Here is a 17149-nt window from a genome sequence, read left to right on the forward strand (position 1 = left end):
CACTTTCCAAGGACAAAACCGGCGGGAGTCCCTCGCTCGAGGGGCTCCCGCCGGCGTGTCGCGCGCAGCGGCGGTGGTCAGACCGTCAGTGGCCGGTCGGTGGGCTTCACCGGGGCCGGCAGCGTGGTCGAGCCGGTCAGGAACTCGTCGACCTTCGAGGCGGCCGCGCGGCCCTCCGCGATGGCCCACACGATGAGCGACTGGCCGCGACCGGCGTCGCCGGCCACGAAGACCCCCGGCACCGAGGACATGTACGACGCGTCGCGCGCGACGTTGCCGCGCTGGTCGAGGTCGACGCCCAGCTGCTCGACGAGGCCGGCGGTCTCCGGGCCGGTGAAGCCCATCGCGAAGAGCACCAGGTCGGCCGGGATCTCGCGCTCGGTGCCCTCGATCTCGGTGAGCTTGCCGCCCTCGAAGACGACGTCGACCAGCACCAGGCCGGTGACGCGCCCCTCGGTGCCGACGAAGCGCTTCGTGGAGACCGAGTAGACCCGTTCGCCGGCCTCCTCGTGGGCCGAGGACACCTTGAACGTCATCGGGTAGGTCGGCCACGGCTGGCCGCTCGGCCGTGCCCCCGGGGGCTCCGGCATGATCTCCAGCTGCGTGATCGAGGCGGCGCCGTGGCGCGTCGAGGTGCCGAGGCAGTCGGCGCCGGTGTCGCCGCCGCCGATGATGACGACGTGCTTGTCGGTCGCGGTGACCTGGCCCTCGACCTGCTCCCCCAGCGCGGCCCGGTTGGCCTGGGGCAGGAAGTCCATGGCCTGGTGGATGCCGTCGAGGTCGCGGCCCGGCACGTCGAGCTCGCGCGCGGTGGTCGAGCCCATCGCGAGCACGACCGCGTCGTAGCGGTCCTTGAGCTTCTCGCCGGTGAGCTCGCCGCCCACGTCGACCCCGGGGCGGAAGACGGTGCCCTCGCGCCGCATCTGGTCGAGGCGACGGTCGAGGTGCTTCTTCTCCATCTTGAACTCGGGGATGCCGTAGCGCAGCAGCCCGCCGATCTTGTCGGCGCGTTCGTAGACCGCGACCGTGTGGCCGGCCCGGGTGAGCTGCTGGGCGGCGGCCAGGCCTGCGGGGCCCGAGCCGACGACCGCGACCGTGCGGCCCGAGAGCCACTCCGGGGGCTGGGGCCGCACGAAGCCCGACTCCCAGGCCTTGTCGATGATCGAGACCTCGACGTTCTTGATCGTCACGGGGTCCTGGTTGATGCCCAGCACGCAGGCGGTCTCGCAGGGAGCCGGGCAGAGGCGACCGGTGAACTCCGGGAAGTTGTTGGTCGCGTGGAGACGCTCGATGGCGCCCTCCCAGTCGTCGCGCCAGACCAGGTCGTTCCACTCCGGGATGATGTTGCCCAGCGGGCAGCCCTGGTGGCAGAACGGGATGCCGCAGTCCATGCAGCGTCCGGCCTGGGGCGTGATGATCGGCAGCAGCGCACGGCCGATCCCGTCGGGGTAGACCTCGTTCCAGTCGTGCACACGCTCCTCGACGGGGCGTCGCTCCGCGACCTTGCGCCCCTCCTTGAGGAATCCCTTCGGGTCAGCCATGGAGGGCCTCCATCATCGCGTTGGCGGTGTCGTTCTCGTCGAGCCCGTCGGCCTCGGCCTTCGCCTTGGCCTCCAGGACGATCCGGTAGTCGCGCGGCATGACCTCGGTGAAGCGGGTCAGGGAGGTCTCCCAGTCGGCGAGCAGCTCCTCGGCCACCTCCGACCCGGTCTCCTCGTGGTGGGCGCGGACCATCTCGTGCAGCTCCGCGGCCGCCTCGTCGGTCACCGGGCCGAGCTCCACGAGCTCCTTGTTGACCCGGAAGTCCTTGAGGTCGAGCACCCAGGCCACGCCGCCGGACATGCCGGCGGCGAAGTTGCGCCCGGTCTTGCCCAGCACGGCCACGCGCCCTCCGGTCATGTACTCGCAGGCGTGGTCGCCCACGCCCTCGGTGACCAGCCAGGCCCCCGAGTTGCGCACGGCGAAGCGCTCGCCGACGCCGCCGCGGATGTAGACCTGGCCCGAGGTGGCGCCGTAGGCGATCGTGTTGCCGGCGATGATCTGCTCCTGCGAGCGGAAGGTCGCCGCGCGGTCGGGCCGCACCACGATCCGCCCGCCGGAGAGGCCCTTGCCGACGTAGTCGTTGGCGTCGCCCTCCAGCCGCAGCGTGACCCCGCGGGGCAGGAACGCGCCGAAGGACTGGCCGGCCGACCCCAGGAAGGTCAGGTCGATCGTGCCGTCGGGCAGCCCCTCGCCACCGTGGCGCTTGGTGACCTCGTGGCCCAGGATCGTGCCGACGGTGCGGTTGACGTTGCGGATCGTGACCTGGGCGCGCACGGGCTCGCCGCGCTCCAGCGCCGGCTCGGCCAGCGGCAGCAGCTCGATGACGTCGAGCGCCTTGTCGAGGCCGTGGTCCTGACCGGTGGTGTTGCGCAGCGCGGCGCCCTCGGGCAGCTCGGGCACGTGGAGGATCGGCGCCAGGTCGAGACCCGAGGCCTTCCAGTGCTCCACCGCCTGCTCGACGTCGAGCGTGGCGACCTGGCCGATGGCCTCGTCGAGCGAGCGGAAGCCCAGCTCGGCGAGGATCTCGCGCACCTCCTCGGCGATGTACTCGAAGAAGGTCACCACGAACTCCGGCTTGCCCGAGAAGCGCTCGCGCAGCACGGGGTTCTGCGTCGCGACGCCGACCGGGCAGGTGTCGAGGTGGCAGACCCGCATCATGATGCAGCCCGAGACCACCAGCGGCGCGGTGGCGAAGCCGTACTCCTCGGCGCCCAGCAGGGCGGCGATGACCACGTCGCGACCGGTCTTGAGCTGCCCGTCGGTCTGCACGACGATCCGGTCGCGCAGACCGTTGAGCAGCAGGGTCTGCTGGGTCTCGGCCAGGCCGAGCTCCCAGGGACCGCCGGCGTGCTTGAGCGAGGTCAGCGGCGAGGCGCCGGTGCCGCCGTCGTGGCCGGAGATGAGCACCACGTCGGCGTGCGCCTTCGACACCCCCGTCGCGACCGTGCCGACGCCGACCTCGGAGACCAGCTTCACGTGCACCCGCGCCTGCGGGTTGGCGTTCTTCAGGTCGTGGATCAGCTGGGCGAGGTCCTCGATGGAGTAGATGTCGTGGTGCGGCGGCGGGCTGATGAGGCCCACGCCCGGCGTGGAGTAGCGGGTCTTGGCCACCCACGGGTAGACCTTGTGGCCGGGCAGCTGCCCGCCCTCGCCGGGCTTCGCGCCCTGCGCCATCTTGATCTGGATGTCGTCGGCGTTGGTGAGGTACTCCGAGGTCACGCCGAAGCGGCCGCTGGCGACCTGCTTGATCGAGCTGCGGCGCTCGGGGTCGTAGAGGCGCTCGGGGTCCTCGCCGCCCTCGCCGGTGTTGGACTTGCCGCCGAGGCGGTTCATCGCGATGGCGAGGGTCTCGTGGGCCTCCCCGCTGATCGAGCCGTAGGACATCGCGCCGGTGGAGAAGCGCTTGACGATCTCCGAGACCGGCTCGACCTCCTCGATCGGCACCGGGGTGCGTCCGGTGGCCCCGCCGTCCTTGAAGCGGAACAGCCCGCGCAGCGTCATCAGGCGCTCGGCCTGCTCGTCGACGCGCTGGGTGTACTGCTTGAAGACGTCGTAGCGGCCGGCGCGCGTGGAGTGCTGGAGGCGGAAGACCGTCTCGGGGTCGAACAGGTGCGGCTCGCCGTCGCGGCGCCACTGGTACTCACCGCCGGTCTCCAGCTCGCGGTGGGCCTGGAGGATGCCGCCGCGCGGGTACGCCGTGGCGTGCCGGCGCGCGACCTCCTCGGCGATGGTGTCCAGCTCGATGCCGCCGAGCTTGGAGGTCGTGCCGGTGAAGTACTTGTCGACCACGGCCTGCGAGAGCCCGACGGCCTCGAAGATCTGCGCGCCGGTGTAGGAGGCGACGGTGGAGACGCCCATCTTCGACATCACCTTGAGCACGCCCTTGCCGAGGGCCTTGACCAGGTTGGCCATGGCCTTCTCGGGGTCGGCGGTGACGTAGTAGCCCTCGCGGGCGAGGTCCTCGACCGACTCCATGGCCAGGTAGGGGTTGACCGCGGCCGCGCCGTAGCCGACCAGGAGCGCCACGTGGTGGACCTCGCGGACGTCGCCGGCCTCGACGAGCAGGCCGACCTGGGTGCGGGTCTTCTCGCGCACCAGGTGGTGGTGGACCGCACCGGTGAGCAGCAGCGACGGGATCGGCGCGAGCTCGGCGGTGGAGTGGCGGTCGGAGAGCACGATGATGCGGGCGCCGTCGGCGATCGCGGTGCTCACCTCCTGGCAGATCTCCTCGATCCGCGCGGCCATCGCCGCGCCGCCGCCCTCGACCTCGTAGAGGCCGCGGGAGACGTGGGTGATGAAACCCGGCATGTCGCCGTCACGGTTGATGTGACGGATCTTGGCCAGGTCGTCGTTGGAGATGACCGGGAAGGGCAGCACGACCTGCCGGCAGGAGGCCGGCGTGGGGTCGAGGAGGTTCGACTCCGGGCCGATGGTGCCGTTGAGGGAGGTGACGAGCTCCTCGCGGATCGCGTCGAGCGGCGGGTTGGTGACCTGCGCGAAGAGCTGCGCGAAGTAGTCGAAGAGCAGCCGCGGCTTCTCGCTCAGCGCCGCGATGGGCGTGTCGGTGCCCATGGAGCCGATCGGCTCGGCGCCGGTGTTGGCCATCGGGGTCAGCAGCACGCGCAGCTGCTCCTCGGTGTAGCCGAAGACCTGCTGGCGACGCGTCACCGAGGCATGCGTGTGCACGACGTGCTCGCGCTCGGGGATGTCGTCGAGGTGGATGAGGCCGGCGTGGAGCCACTCGTCGTAGGGGTGCTCGGCGGCGAGCTCGGCCTTGATCTCCTCGTCCTCGATGATGCGGTGCTCGTCGGTGTCGACGAGGAACATCCGGCCCGGCTGGAGCCGGCCCTTGCGCACGATCGAGGCGGGGTCGAGGTCGAGCACGCCGACCTCGGAGGCCAGGACGACCAGGCCGTCGTCGGTGACCCAGTAGCGCGAGGGGCGCAGGCCGTTGCGGTCGAGCACCGCGCCGATCTGCGAGCCGTCGGTGAAGACGACGCAGGCGGGCCCGTCCCACGGCTCCATCATGTTGGAGTGGAAGGAGTAGAAGGCGCGGCGCGCCTCGTCCATCTCGGTGTGGTTCTCCCACGCCTCCGGGATCATCATCAGCACCGAGTGGGGCAGCGAACGGCCGCCCATGTGCAGCAGCTCGAGCACCTCGTCGAACGACGCGGAGTCGGAGGCGCCCGGCGTGCAGATCGGGTAGAGCCGCTCGAGGTCGCCCGGGATGAGGTCGGAGGACAGCAGGGCCTCGCGCGCGCGCATCCAGTTGCGGTTACCCATCACGGTGTTGATCTCGCCGTTGTGGGCGATGAACCGGAACGGGTGCGACAGCGGCCAGCTCGGGAAGGTGTTGGTGGAGAAGCGCGAGTGCACCACGGCCATCGCCGAGGCGACGCGCTCGTCCTTGAGGTCGGGGTAGACCTCGTCGAGCTGCGCCGGGGTGAGCATGCCCTTGTAGGCCAGCGTGCGCGAGGACAGCGACGGGAAGTAGACGTCGGTCTCGTGCTCGGCGCGCTTGCGCAGCACGAAGGCGAGGCGCTCCAGGCCCATGCCGGTCACGCGGGCGCCGGCACCGGCCACGAAGAGCTGCGCGAAGGTCGGCATGACCCCGCGGGCGGTGGAGCCCAGCGAGCTGGGGTCGACCGGCACGTCGCGCCAGCCGAGGACGTCGAGGCCCTCCTCGGCGGCGATGGCCTCGATCGCGGCGCGGGTGGCCGCGACCTGGTCGCCGTCACCCTGCAGGAAGGCCGTGCCGACGGCGTAGGCGTGCTGCGGCGGCAGCTCGAAGTCGACCACCTCGCGCAGGAACGCGTCGGGCACCTGGATCAGGATGCCCGCACCGTCGCCGGAGTTCGGCTCGGCACCGGCGGCACCACGGTGGTCGAGGTTCAGCAGGGCGATGATGCCCTTGCGGACGATGTCATGGCTGGCGACGCCGGTCAGGGTTGCCACGAAAGCCACACCGCACGCGTCGTGCTCGTGCGCGGGGTCGTAGAGCCCTTGGGGCGGCGGGAATGCGTGCTGGTAGGGCACCGGTCGTTCTCCCGTCGTCGTCTGAGCCGGGCTCCTCGACGCACACCGGGCCGGGAAGGTCCGAGGTGGTGGGGCTGAGGAGGCGGCCGGGGGTGGGGCAGGGGGTGGAGCGGGTGTCGAGCGAGGGTCGCGCCGGGCGAGGCCGGCACGGTGATCCTACGAGGCTCCAGGCACCGCGGTGGAGGGGACGACGCTGGCCCTCGCGGCAGCCTCAGGTTACCACTGCGTTTCGCGGCACCCGGCCGGCAGCGCTGCGGCGTACGTCAGGTGAGACGGGTCAGCGGGCGCCCGGCGGGTCGTCGACCCGGGTGCCGGGGGCCTCCCCCGCCGGGCCGGCGGGGCCGGACCTGCCGGTGCCGGTGGCGGTGTCGGTGCCGGTGGCGGCGGTGGCGTCCGGACCGCGGCCGTCGAGGTAGACCTCCTCCTCGCGTCCCCGGTGACGCCGGGCGCTGAGCACGAAGTAGGCCAGCGCGAGGACGAAGAGCACGATCGAGACCCAGACGTTGAAGCGCAGGCCGCCCACGTCAGAGAGCTCGACGTCGTCGATGCGCAGCATCTCGATCCAGCCGCGCCCGGCGGTGTAGGCCATGACGTAGAGGGCGACCACCCGGCCGTGGCCGAGCCGGAAGCGGCGGTCGGCCCAGATGACGAGCGCGAAGGCCAGCAGGTTCCAGACGAACTCGTAGAGGAACGTGGGGTGGAAGGTGGTGCCTGGCGCGTAGCCGGCGGCGGCGGCGACGTCGTCGCTGACCCGCAGCGCCCAGGGCAGGTCGGTCGGTCCGCCGAACAGCTCCTGGTTGAACCAGTTGCCCCAGCGGCCGAGGGCCTGGGCCACCAGCACCCCGGGGGCCATGGCGTCGAGCACGGGCAGCAGCCGGATGCCGGCGACGCGGGCGCCGATCACGGCGCCGACCGCGCCCAGGGCCACCGCGCCCCACACGCCCAGGCCGCCGTTCCAGATGTAGAGCGCGGCCCACGGGTCGCGGCCCTCGCCGAAGTAGAGCCCGCTGTCGGTGGCGACGTGGTAGAGCCGGCCCCCGACGAGCCCGAAGGGCACGGCCCAGATCGCGAGGTCCTGGACCTCGCCCGGGCGCCCGCCGCGGGCCACCCAGCGGCGCTCGCCGATCCAGATCGCGGCGACGATGCCGAGGATGATCGACAGGGCGTAGCCCCGGATCGGCACCGGGCCGAGGTCCCAGGTGCCGTCGGCCGGGCTCGGGATCGACCACGGCACGCCGGTGGCCGCGAGCTGCGGCAGGAGGTCAGCGACCACGACGCACTCCCCCGGCCAGGTCCTCGGTGAGGGCGGCCAGCGCCCGCAGGCCGGCCGCGCGGTCGTCGGGGTGGTCGAGCAGCGTGCGCACGAACGCCGAGCCGACGATGACGCCGTCGGCGTAGGAGGCGACCTCGGCGGCCTGGTCGCCGCTGCCGACGCCGAGGCCGACGCCGACCGGGAGGCCCTCGGGGGCCAGGGAGCGCGCGCGCGACACGAGGGGGCCGGCCAGGTCGCTCGTGGTGGTACGGGCCCCGGTCACGCCCATGACGGCGGTGGCGTAGACGAAGCCGCGGCACGCCGCGGTGGTCATCGCGATGCGCTCGTCGGTCGACGACGGCGCCACGAGGAAGACCTTGTCGAGACCGTGCTGGTCGGCGGCGGCGATCCACTCCGGGGCGAAGTCGGGGGTGAGGTCGGGGGTGATCAGCCCGGCCCCGCCGGCCGAGGCGAGGTCGGCGGCGAAGCGCGGCACGCCGTAGCGCTCGACGGGGTTCCAGTACGTCATCACCACGGTCGGCACGCCGGTGGCGGCGACGGCCTCGACCGTGCGCAGGACGTCGCTGGTGCGGTAGCCGCGCTCGAGCGCCTGCTGGGCCGCGGCCTGGATGGTGGGGCCGTCCATGACCGGGTCGGTGTAGGGCGCGCCGACCTCGATGACGTCGCAGCCGGAGTCGACCATGACCCGCAGGGCCTCGATGCCGCCGGCCACGTCGGGGAAGCCGGCGGGCAGGTAGCCCACGAGGGCGGCGCGCCCCTCGGCGCGGGCCGCGGCGAAGGCGGAGCCGGCCGTGGTGCCGGCCGGAGCGCCCGACCCGGTGACCGCGGCCGCGGCGTCGGCCGCGCGGGCCGTGGTGGGGGGTGCGTCGACCCGGGGGCCGGAGCCGGCTCCCGGGGTCGCGGCGGAGGGGCCGGGCGTGCTCACTTCTGCTCCCCCTCGCCGCTGCCGTGGCCCTCGGCGTGGGCCGCCGAGCCGCCGACGGGGTGGGCCGCGACCTGCTCGGGGTCCCCGAGGCCGAAGTACTCGATCGCGGTGCCCATGTCCTTGTCGCCGCGCCCCGAGAGGTTGATCAGCACGGTGGCCTCGGGTCCCTTCTCGGCCGCCAGCCGCTCGGCGACGCGGATCGCGCCCGCCACCGCGTGGGCGGTCTCGATGGCGGGGATGATGCCCTCGGTGCGGCTGAGGAGGGCCATGGCCTGCATCGCCTCGTCGTCGGTGACCGGGAGGTAGGTCGCGCGTCCCGTCGCCGAGAGGTGGGCGTGCTGCGGGCCCACGCCGGGGTAGTCCAGGCCGGCGGAGATGGAATGCGACTCGACGGTCTGGCCGTCGTCGTCCTGGAGCACGTAGGTGCGCGCGCCGTGGAGGACGCCGCGGGCGCCGGCGTGGATGGTCGCGGCGTGGCGGGGGGTGTCGACGCCCTCGCCGCCGGGCTCGAAGCCGTAGATGGCGACGTCGTCGTCGTCGAGGAAGGCGGTGAAGAGCCCGATCGCGTTGGAGCCGCCGCCCACGCAGGCCGCGATGGCGTCGGGCAGGGCGCCGTACTGCTCCAGGCACTGGGCACGGGCCTCGTCGCCGATGCCGCGGGTGAAGTCGCGCACCATGCTCGGGAACGGGTGCGGCCCCGCGGCGGTGCCGAAGAGGTAGGCGGTGTGGTCGACGCTGGCGACCCAGTCGCGCAGGGCCTCGTTGATGGCGTCCTTCAGCGTCGCGCTGCCCGACTCCACGGGCACGACCTTGGCGCCGAGCAGGTGCATCCGCGCGACGTTGAGCGCCTGGCGGCGGGTGTCGACGGCGCCCATGTAGACGGTGCAGTCCAGGCCGAAGTACGCCGCGGCGGTCGCGCTGGCCACGCCGTGCTGGCCGGCGCCGGTCTCGGCGATGACGCGGGTCTTGCCCATCCGCTTGGTGAGCAGGGCCTGGCCCAGCACGTTGCGGATCTTGTGGGCGCCGGTGTGGTTGAGGTCCTCGCGCTTGAGCAGGATCCGGGCGCCGACCTTCTCGCTGAGGCGCTCGGCGAAGTAGAGCGGGCTGGGCAGGCCGGCGTAGTCGCGCAGGATCGCGTCGAACTCCCGCACGAAGGTGGGGTCGGCCATCGCCTCGTGCCAGGCGACGGTGAGCTCGTCGAGGGCCGCGACGAGCGCCTCGGGCATGAAGCGACCGCCGAAGCCGCCGTCGGCGGGGTCGCCGAACCAGCCGCGCTCGTCGGCGTCGTGGGACGTGGGCCGGTGCACCTGCGTGGTCATGCCATCACTCCTGTCAGGCGGTGGACGGCGGCCTCGGGGTCGCCGTCCTTGACGAGGGCCTCGCCGACGAGGACCGCACGGGCCCCCTCGCCGACGAAGCGGCGGACGTCCTCGACGCCGAAGATGCCCGACTCGGCCACGAGGACCCGGTCGTCGGGCACCAGCGGCGCGAGGCGCCCGAAGGTGTCGCTGTCGATCTGGAGGGTCTTGAGGTTGCGGGCGTTGACGCCCACGAGCTCGGCGCCCAGCTCCACGGCCCGCTCGGTCTCGGCCTCGTCGTGGACCTCCACCAGCACGGTGAGGCCCAGCTCGCGCGCCTCGTCGTGCAGACGGTGCAGCGTGTCGTGGTCGAGGGCGGCGACGATGAGCAGCGCCAGGTCGGCGCCGGCCGCGCGGGCCTCGACGAGCTGGTAGGTCGTGACGATGAAGTCCTTGCGCAGCAGCGGGGTCCCGACCGCCGCGCGCACCGCCCGCAGGTCGGCGAGGCTGCCGCCGAAGCGCCGCTCCTCGGTGAGCACGCTGATCGCGGCCGCTCCCCCGGCGGCGTAGTGGCGCGCCAGCACGGTGGGGTCGGGGATGTCGGCGAGCGCCCCCTTGCTGGGGCTGCGGCGCTTGACCTCGGCGATCACGCTCGAGCCGGCGGCGCGGAAGTGCGGCATCGGGTCGCGCGGCGCGTCGACGTCGGCCAGGGCGGCGCGCAGGTCGGCCAGGGGCGTGGCGGCCTCGCGGACGGCGAGGTCGGCGCGCACGCCGTCGACGATGTCGTCGAGCACGGACATGAGCGGTCCTTCGTCGGTCTGGGTCGGCACCCCGAGTCTGTCACGGGGCGCCGCGTCGGGTGTCGTCGGGCGGCGTCGGGCGGCGCCGCCGGTGGTGGCCGGTCGTGGCGGGTCGTGGCCGGTCGTGGTGCCCGTGCGGCGGCGGGTGCTCCGCCGGGCGGGGCGGGGGCAGGCGGGCTCAGGGCGCCAGCCACGCTCCGGGCAGGTTGCGCAGCACGGTGAAGGCGGCGACCAGCGCGAGGAGTGCGCCGACCGACCAGCCCGGCACCGTCGCCGCGCCCCGCAGCGGGCGCGCCTGCCATCGGCGTACGGTCCACACGGCCAGGAGCGCGAGCGCCGCCGGGGCGAGCAGCACGAGGAGCAGGTTGCTCGACGCGGCGGCCGCGAGGTCGCCGTGGGTCAGGTCGTTGACCGCGCGCAGCCCCCCGCACCCGGGGCACCAGACCCCCAGCAGCGACGAGGGGCACAGCCCCCAGCTGCCGGCGCGGTGCGGGTCGCGCACGTGCAGCGCGGCGACCGCCAGGGCCAGTCCGGCGGCGGTCCCGAGTGGGGCCGCGAGCCGGACGGCACGCTCGCGACCGGGCCGCGGGCGCGGTCCGGTCGGGGCGGCGGCCTCGGTCAGTGCGATGACTCGTGCAGACCCATCTTGGCCATGACGAGGAAGACGACGCCCGCGGCCAGGATGATGGCCAGGCCGACGTAGAAGATCGTCATGCTGACCGGGTCGAGCATGAGCCCGATCCCGCCGACGACGAAGCCGAGGAGACCCACCACGACCGCGCTCCAGGCTGCGGGGGTGTTGCCGTGGTTGTTGGACATGCGGGTGCTCCTCGGGGTGCGGCGGGTGCGGTCGGATCTCGTCGCAGGACGTCGGGCCCAGTGTAGGGGCGGGTCCCCGACCGGCGTCGGGGGCCTCGCCGCGCCACCGCGCCCGGCGAGGCCGGCGTCACGCCGGGCCGCCGGGTCGGGCCGTCGGGTCGGGCCGTCGGGTCAGGCCGTCGGGTCGCGTCCCTCGTCGATGGCCTTCCAGAGGTCGAGGTTGCTGGCGTCCTCGGTGGAGACCCGGGTCGGGGCGGCGCCGCCCTGGGGGGTGTCGTAGCGCGTGCCCATCTCCGGCCACTCCCGCACCAGGCGTACGGCGGGCAGCGCCACGCCGGCCGCGGCGAGGCAGGCCAGGACGCCGACGTAGGACCACCACGTGTGCTCGGTGCCCCCGCCGGCCGGACCGAGCGCGTCGGCCACCGCGTCGTCGAGGGTCAGCCACGCGGAGACCGCCGCCACGACCGCCCCGAGCGAGGCGAGCGCCCCCAGCGCCGCGACGGCGCGCCGGGCGCGCCCGCGGGCGACGAGCACGACGCCCCAGCAGGCCAGCAGCACCAGCGCCAGCGAGGTCACCACCGGCGACTCCCCCGGGTCGGTGCCGGTGACGGCGTAGCCGATCGCCGCGTCGGACCCGCTCCCGCCCTCGGGCTGCACCCACGGCCGGGCTCCCGCCACGGCCGCGAGTCCGGCCGAGGCGAGGCCGGCCAGGACCACGGGGGCGAAGAGGCGTCGGCCCCGGGTGCGCTGCGGCGTGGTCGCGGCGCTCCGGCCGGCGTCCCCGGCGGTGCCGGCGCCGGTGGGCCCGCCGGTGGGCCCGCCGGTGGGCTCAGCCACGGGGCTCACCCACGACGGCGGGCAGCAGGTCGGCGTCGAAGCAGGTGCGGTCGCCGGTGTGGCAGGCGGCGCCGACCTGGTCGACCTTGAGCAGGAGGGTGTCGCCGTCGCAGTCGAGGCGCACCTCGCGCACCCACTGCAGGTGCCCGGAGGTGTCGCCCTTGACCCAGTACTCCTGCCGGGAGCGCGACCAGTAGGTCGCCCGGCCGGTGCTCAGCGTGCGCGCCAGGGCCTCGTCGTCCATCCAGCCCAGCATCAGCACCTCGCCGGTGTCGTGCTGCTGCACCACCGCCGGCACCAGCCCGTCGGGGGTGCGCTTGAGGCGGGCGGCGACGGCGGGATCGAGGGTGCTCACCACCCCAGTATCGCCCGGCGGCGGGCGCGGGACCGCATCGAGGTGCGGCCTCCGACCACCCGGGCTCAGGCGCCCTGCTGGGCGACCCAGGAGGCGTGCAGCCCGGCGTAGACCGAGCCCGCCTCGGTGACCAGCCGGTCGTGCGGGCCGCGCTGGACCACCCGACCGCGGTCGACGACCACGACCTCGTCGGCGTTCTCGGCGGTGGAGAGACGGTGGGCGATGGTCACCGAGGTGCGACCGCTCATCAGCCGCTCGAGCGCGCGCCCGATGCGCATCTCCAGGGCGGGGTCGACCGCGCTGGTCGCCTCGTCGAGCACCAGCAGGTCGGGGTCGGCCAGGTGGGCCCGCAGCAGCGCCACCAGCTGGCGCTCCCCGGCCGACAGCGACTCGCCGCGCTGCCCGACCCGGGTGGCCAGGCCCTGCGGCAGGCCCGCGAGCCAGTCGCCGAGGCCGAGCTCGTCGGCGCTCGCGAGCACGTCGGCCTCGGTGGCGTCGAGACGGCCGTAGCGGACGTTGGCCAGCAGCGTGTCGTCGAAGAGGAAGCCCTCCTGCGGCACGAGCACCACGCTGCTGCGCAGCGAGGCCTCGGCGATCCGGCGTACGTCGACGCCGTCGAGGAGCACCCGGCCCTCGGAGGGGTCCATCAGGCGGGTCAGCAGCTTGGCGAAGGTGGACTTGCCCGAGCCGGTCTCGCCGACGATCGCCACGCGGGTGCCGGCGTCGAGGGCCAGGTCGACGTCGCGCAGCACGGGCTGCCCGCCGGGGTAGGCGAAGGTGACGTCGTCGAAGCGCACGTCGATCGGGCCGCGCGGGAGCGCGACGCCGTCGGCGCCGGGGTCGACCAGGTCGGCCGGCGTGTCGAGGATGCCGATGACCCGGCGCCAGCCGGCGATGGCGTTCTGGGCGTCGGTGAGGATCTGCGTGCCGAGCTGGACCGGGCCGACGAAGAGGGTGACGAGGAAGGCGAAGGCGAGCACCTCGCCGGCGGTGATGTCGTCGGCGAAGCCCAGCCAGATCCCGACGATGAGCACGCCGGCGTTGGCCAGGCCCGCGGAGATGCCACCGAGGGAGAAGGAGACGGCGGTGAAGCCCTGGGCGCGGGTGCTGGCCGCCTTGTGGGCGTCGATGGCCTCGTCGATGCGGCGCTGGGTGCGCGACTGCACCGAGTAGGAGCGCACCACCGCGGCGCCGACCACCGGCTCGGCGATGGCCGAGAGCAGCAGGCCGACCTGGCGGCGCACGGTGCCGTAGGCGTCGGAGAGCTTGCGCTGGAAGAAGCGCAGCGAGAGGAAGAGGGGCGCGAAGGCGACCCACACGACCAGCGCCAGCTGCCAGCTGTAGAACAGCATCACGATGGTGGCGATGAGCACCTGGCCGACGCTCACCACGAAGAGCAGCCCGCCGAAGACCAGGAACTGGCTGACCTGGTCGACGTCGCTGGTGACGCGGGAGACCAGCGCTCCGCGTCGCTCGGTGTTCTGGGTCAGCAGGGGCAGGTCGTGCACGTGACGGAAGGCCTTGACCCGCAGCGTGGCCAGGCCCCGCTCGGAGGTCGTGAACAGCCGCGACGTCATGGCGTAGGAGGCCCAGCTGGTGACGACCAGGGCGAGGGCGGCGGCGACGCCCATCCACACGGTGAAGGACACGTCGGGCCCGCCGGCGCGGCCCAGCCCCCGGTCGAGGGTCTGCTGCACCGCGATGGGCACGATCACCTGCCCGACCGAGGCCAGGACGGCGAGCAGCAGCGTGCCGCGGATGCCGTCGGTGAGCTCGGGTGAGAAGTGGATGCCGCGCCGGATGGTCTCCAGCGCCTTCATCTCCTCGCCGGTGTCCATGGTCGTCGCGGCGCGCGCGTCGGCACGGGCGGCCCCGTCGGAGCGGCCGGCCGCGCCGGGTCGCCCGTCGCGCGCGGGACCGCCGGGGCCGGTGGCGGCGTCGGTCTCGGTGCGGCTCACGGGGTGCCTCCGGTGGTGGCGTCGGTCGGCTGGTCGGTCGGCTGGTCGGTCGGCTGGTCGGTCCTGGCCGAGGGCGTGTGGTCCTCGGTCTCGTAGGCGTTGACCAGGTGGGCGTAGGAGGCGCTGCGGGCCAGGAGCTCGCGGTGGGTGCCGCGGTCCACGATCCGGCCGCCCTCGAGGTGCACGACCTCGTCGGCCAGGCCGATGGTGGCCTTGCGGTAGGCGACGACGAGGAGGCTCGCGCCCCCGGAGCCGTCGCGCAGGGCGGCGAGGATGCGGGCCTCGACCTCGGGGTCGACCGCGGAGGTCGCGTCGTCGAGCACCATGAGGCGGGGCCGGCGCACGAGGGCCCGGGCCAGCGAGAGCCGCTGGCGCTGCCCGCCGGACAGCGACGTGCCGCGCTCGCCGAGGCGGGTGTCGAGGCCGTGCGGCAGCGCCGCGACGAAGCCGTCGGCCTGCGCCGCGCGCAGCGCCTCCCAGACGGTCTCGTCGTCGAGGTCGTCGCCGAGGGCGACGTTGCCGCGCACCGTGTCGTCGAAGAGGAAGGCGGTCTGGGGCACCACGGCGACGGCCCGCGACAGCTCGCCGGCGGCGAGGTCGCGCACGTCGGTGCCGTCGAGGAGGACCCGACCGGCGTCGGGGTCGACCAGACGGGTCACCAGGGAGGTGAGGGTGCTCTTGCCCGACGCGGTGGCCCCGACCAGGGCCACGGTGCGGCCGGGCTCCACGGTGAACGACACGTCCTGCAGCAGCGGCTGCGCCGGGTCGTAGGCGTAGGCCAGCGCGTCGACCTCGAGGCGGGCGCCGCCGCCGGCGCCGGACCCGGGCGTGACGGCGTGCTCGCCGTAGACCATCTCGCCCGTGGCGTCGAGCACCGAGGAGACCCGACGGAAGCCGACCACGCTGCGGGGGAACTCCCCGAGCAGCCAGCCGATGGAGCGGATCGGGAAGGAGACGATGGTCAGCAGGTAGGCCACCGTGACCACGTCGCCGGCGTCGGTGGCCCCGGTGAGCACGCGCTGCACGCCGACGGCCAGCACGACGAGCACGCCGAGGTTGGGCAGCGCTGCCAGGGTCGGGTCGAAGGCCGCGCGGATGCGCCCGGCGCGGATGTTGACGTCGCGCAGCTCCAGGGCCTTGGCCGCGAAGCGCTCGGTCTCCTGGGGCTCGCGGCCCAGGGTCTTGACGACCATCGCGCCGTCGAAGGACTCGTGGGCGATCTCGCTGACCTCGGCGCGCAGCTGCTGGGCGCGCGTCATCAAGGGCGAGGCGAGGCGCTGGTAGGCCAGGTTGGCCGCGATCACGGCGGGGAAGACCAGGAGGCCGACGAGCGCGAGCACGAGGTCGGCCACCAGCATCTGGGCCACCGCGATCACCATCATCGCCACGGTGCCGACCGCCATCGGCAGCGGCGCGATCGGGCCCCACGCGGCCTCGACGTCGGAGTTGGCGTTGGAGAGCAGCTGGCCGGTGGGGTGGCGCTGGTGCCACTCCATCGGGAGCTGGAGGTACTGCCGCGTCACCGCACGGCGGGTGTGGGCCTGCATGCGGTACTGCATGATCCCGGCGCCGAGGCGGCGCGCGACGATCCCGACCGCCCGCAGGATCGCCACCGCGACGAAGAGCCCGAGGATCGCCCACAGCAGGCCGCCGTCGATCTCGCCGTCGCGGAAGGCCGGCAGCACCACGTGGTCGGTCGACCAGCCGAGCACCCACGCGTCGGCGACCGTGAGCGCCCCGAAGAGGACGCTGCCCAGGGTGGAGAGCGTGAAGATCCACGGCTCGCGCTTGATGGCCACGAGCAGCACGCCGAACCCGTCGCGGGTGGTGGAGGCCCGCGACGAGGCCATCTCGGCGGCGTCGCGGTCGATCCGCTCCTGGGTCTGCGTCACGTGCCGTCCGTCCTGCGCTCGGGTGCCGGGGTGGCCCCGCGCTCCGCAGGACCTGCGGGAGCGCTCGGGGGCCGCAGGAGAACCTCCCGCCTCACGCACGCTATTCCCGGGCGCCGACAGGCCCCGAATCCCAGTCGCCCCCGGGCCCGGGGCGAGCGGTGGGTGCCGCTGCCTAGGCTCGGGGCATGAGCGACCTGCTGCTGGCCCGGCGCGAGCGCCACGCCCTGTGCGACCTCGCCCTCGAGCTCGGCCCCGAGGCGCCCACGCTGTGCGAGGGGTGGGCGGTGGCCGACCTGGTCGCCCACTGCCTGGTCCGCGAGACCGACCCCGTCGCGGCGCTGGGCGCGGTCGTCCCGCCGCTGGCGGGCCTGGCCGACCGGGCGGTCGCGCGCGCCCGGCGGCGGCCGCTGCCGCAGCTGGTCGCGCGGCTGCGCGACCCCGGGCTGACGCCGTACCGCCTGCGGCCGGTGGAGCGGGTGGCGAACACCCTGGAGTTCCTCATCCACCACGAGGACGTCCGGCGCGCGCAGCCCGGCTGGCAGCCGCGCGCCCTGGCGCCCGCCGACGCCGCCGTCGTGTGGGGCTCCCTCGGTGGCCTCGGGCGGCTGCTCGTGCGCCCCGCCGGTGTGCCGGTGCAGGTCCGCGACGCCGACTCCGGGCGTCGTACGACGCTGCGCGCCGGCGCCGACCCGGTCGTCGTCACCGGCGCCCCGGTCGAGCTGGCCCTGCTGCTCTCGGGGCGCGACCAGGTCCGCGGCGTCACCGTCGACGGCCCGCCCGACCGGGTCGCGGCGTTCCGCGCTGCCGGGTTCGCCTGCTGAGGGCTGGCGGCGGGCGGCGGGTTTCGCCAGCCGGCTGGTGAAACCCGCACCTGTCGGCCCACGCGTCGGCCGACAGGTGCGGGTCCGGGCCGA

The 17149-nt window shown here is 74.2% G+C and carries 13 protein-coding genes; 1 reads left to right on the plus strand and 12 read right to left on the minus strand.

The genetic code is table 11. From position 1 onward, the window contains the following. Positions 1–77 precede the first annotated feature (77 nt). From LPA27_RS15720 to LPA27_RS15775, 12 genes are all read right to left on the minus strand, one after another. A complete protein-coding gene (locus LPA27_RS15720; RefSeq protein ID WP_056904503.1) occupies positions 78–1541 on the minus strand; it encodes a glutamate synthase subunit beta in 1464 nt (487 codons plus the stop codon). After that, positions 1534–6078 carry a glutamate synthase large subunit gene (gene gltB, locus LPA27_RS15725; protein ID WP_228943041.1) on the minus strand — a complete coding sequence of 1515 codons (4545 nt, stop codon included), beginning with the start codon at positions 6076–6078 and terminating at the stop codon, positions 1534–1536. The genes LPA27_RS15720 and gltB overlap by 8 nt, the downstream gene beginning before the upstream one ends. 277 nt (positions 6079–6355) lie before the next feature. Continuing rightward, positions 6356–7351: a prolipoprotein diacylglyceryl transferase gene (gene lgt, locus LPA27_RS15730; RefSeq protein ID WP_228943042.1), complete on the minus strand. Its 996-nt coding sequence runs from the start codon at positions 7349–7351 to the stop codon at positions 6356–6358. Continuing rightward, positions 7341–8276 (minus strand): tryptophan synthase subunit alpha, encoded by a 936-nt coding sequence (gene trpA / locus LPA27_RS15735; protein WP_267477221.1) that lies wholly within the window; start codon positions 8274–8276, stop codon positions 7341–7343. Before trpA ends, lgt begins: the two co-directional genes overlap by 11 nt. Then, positions 8273–9595 carry a tryptophan synthase subunit beta gene (trpB, locus tag LPA27_RS15740; protein ID WP_228943043.1) on the minus strand — a complete coding sequence of 441 codons (1323 nt, stop codon included), beginning with the start codon at positions 9593–9595 and terminating at the stop codon, positions 8273–8275. Before trpB ends, trpA begins: the two co-directional genes overlap by 4 nt. Next, complete coding sequence (gene trpC, locus LPA27_RS15745) at positions 9592–10374, minus strand: indole-3-glycerol phosphate synthase TrpC (protein ID WP_056862528.1); 783 nt, start codon at positions 10372–10374, stop codon at positions 9592–9594. The genes trpB and trpC overlap by 4 nt, the downstream gene beginning before the upstream one ends. 178 nt (positions 10375–10552) lie before the next feature. Further along, positions 10553–10876 (minus strand): DUF2752 domain-containing protein, encoded by a 324-nt coding sequence (locus tag LPA27_RS15750; protein ID WP_228943044.1) that lies wholly within the window; start codon positions 10874–10876, stop codon positions 10553–10555. 116 nt (positions 10877–10992) lie between these two features. Further along, on the minus strand, positions 10993–11193 hold the full coding sequence (locus LPA27_RS15755; protein WP_056862526.1) for an HGxxPAAW family protein: 201 nt from the start codon (positions 11191–11193) through the stop codon (positions 10993–10995). 171 nt (positions 11194–11364) lie between these two features. Beyond that, positions 11365–12030, minus strand: coding sequence for a Trp biosynthesis-associated membrane protein (locus tag LPA27_RS15760; protein ID WP_228943045.1), 666 nt, complete (start codon positions 12028–12030; stop codon positions 11365–11367). Then, positions 12023–12385 carry a phosphoribosyl-AMP cyclohydrolase gene (hisI, locus tag LPA27_RS15765; protein ID WP_056862944.1) on the minus strand — a complete coding sequence of 121 codons (363 nt, stop codon included), beginning with the start codon at positions 12383–12385 and terminating at the stop codon, positions 12023–12025. Before hisI ends, LPA27_RS15760 begins: the two co-directional genes overlap by 8 nt. A gap of 65 nt (positions 12386–12450) precedes the next feature. Then, positions 12451–14343, minus strand: coding sequence for an ABC transporter ATP-binding protein (locus tag LPA27_RS15770; protein WP_324251267.1), 1893 nt, complete (start codon positions 14341–14343; stop codon positions 12451–12453). Next, the gene (locus tag LPA27_RS15775) at positions 14340–16235 is read right to left on the minus strand and encodes an ABC transporter transmembrane domain-containing protein (protein ID WP_324251268.1); all 1896 of its coding nucleotides are present in this window, start codon (positions 16233–16235) and stop codon (positions 14340–14342) included. The genes LPA27_RS15770 and LPA27_RS15775 overlap by 4 nt, the downstream gene beginning before the upstream one ends. Positions 16236–16420: 185 nt before the next feature. Between LPA27_RS15775 and LPA27_RS15780 the strand changes: the two genes are divergently transcribed. Continuing rightward, positions 16421–17056, plus strand: a complete 636-nt coding sequence (locus tag LPA27_RS15780; RefSeq protein WP_228943046.1) for a TIGR03085 family metal-binding protein — start codon at positions 16421–16423, stop codon at positions 17054–17056. The last annotated feature ends 93 nt before the right edge of the window (positions 17057–17149 follow it).

This window comes from Nocardioides sp. Leaf374, from assembly GCF_916862475.1.
Lineage (GTDB): Bacteria > Actinomycetota > Actinomycetes > Propionibacteriales > Nocardioidaceae > Nocardioides > Nocardioides kribbensis.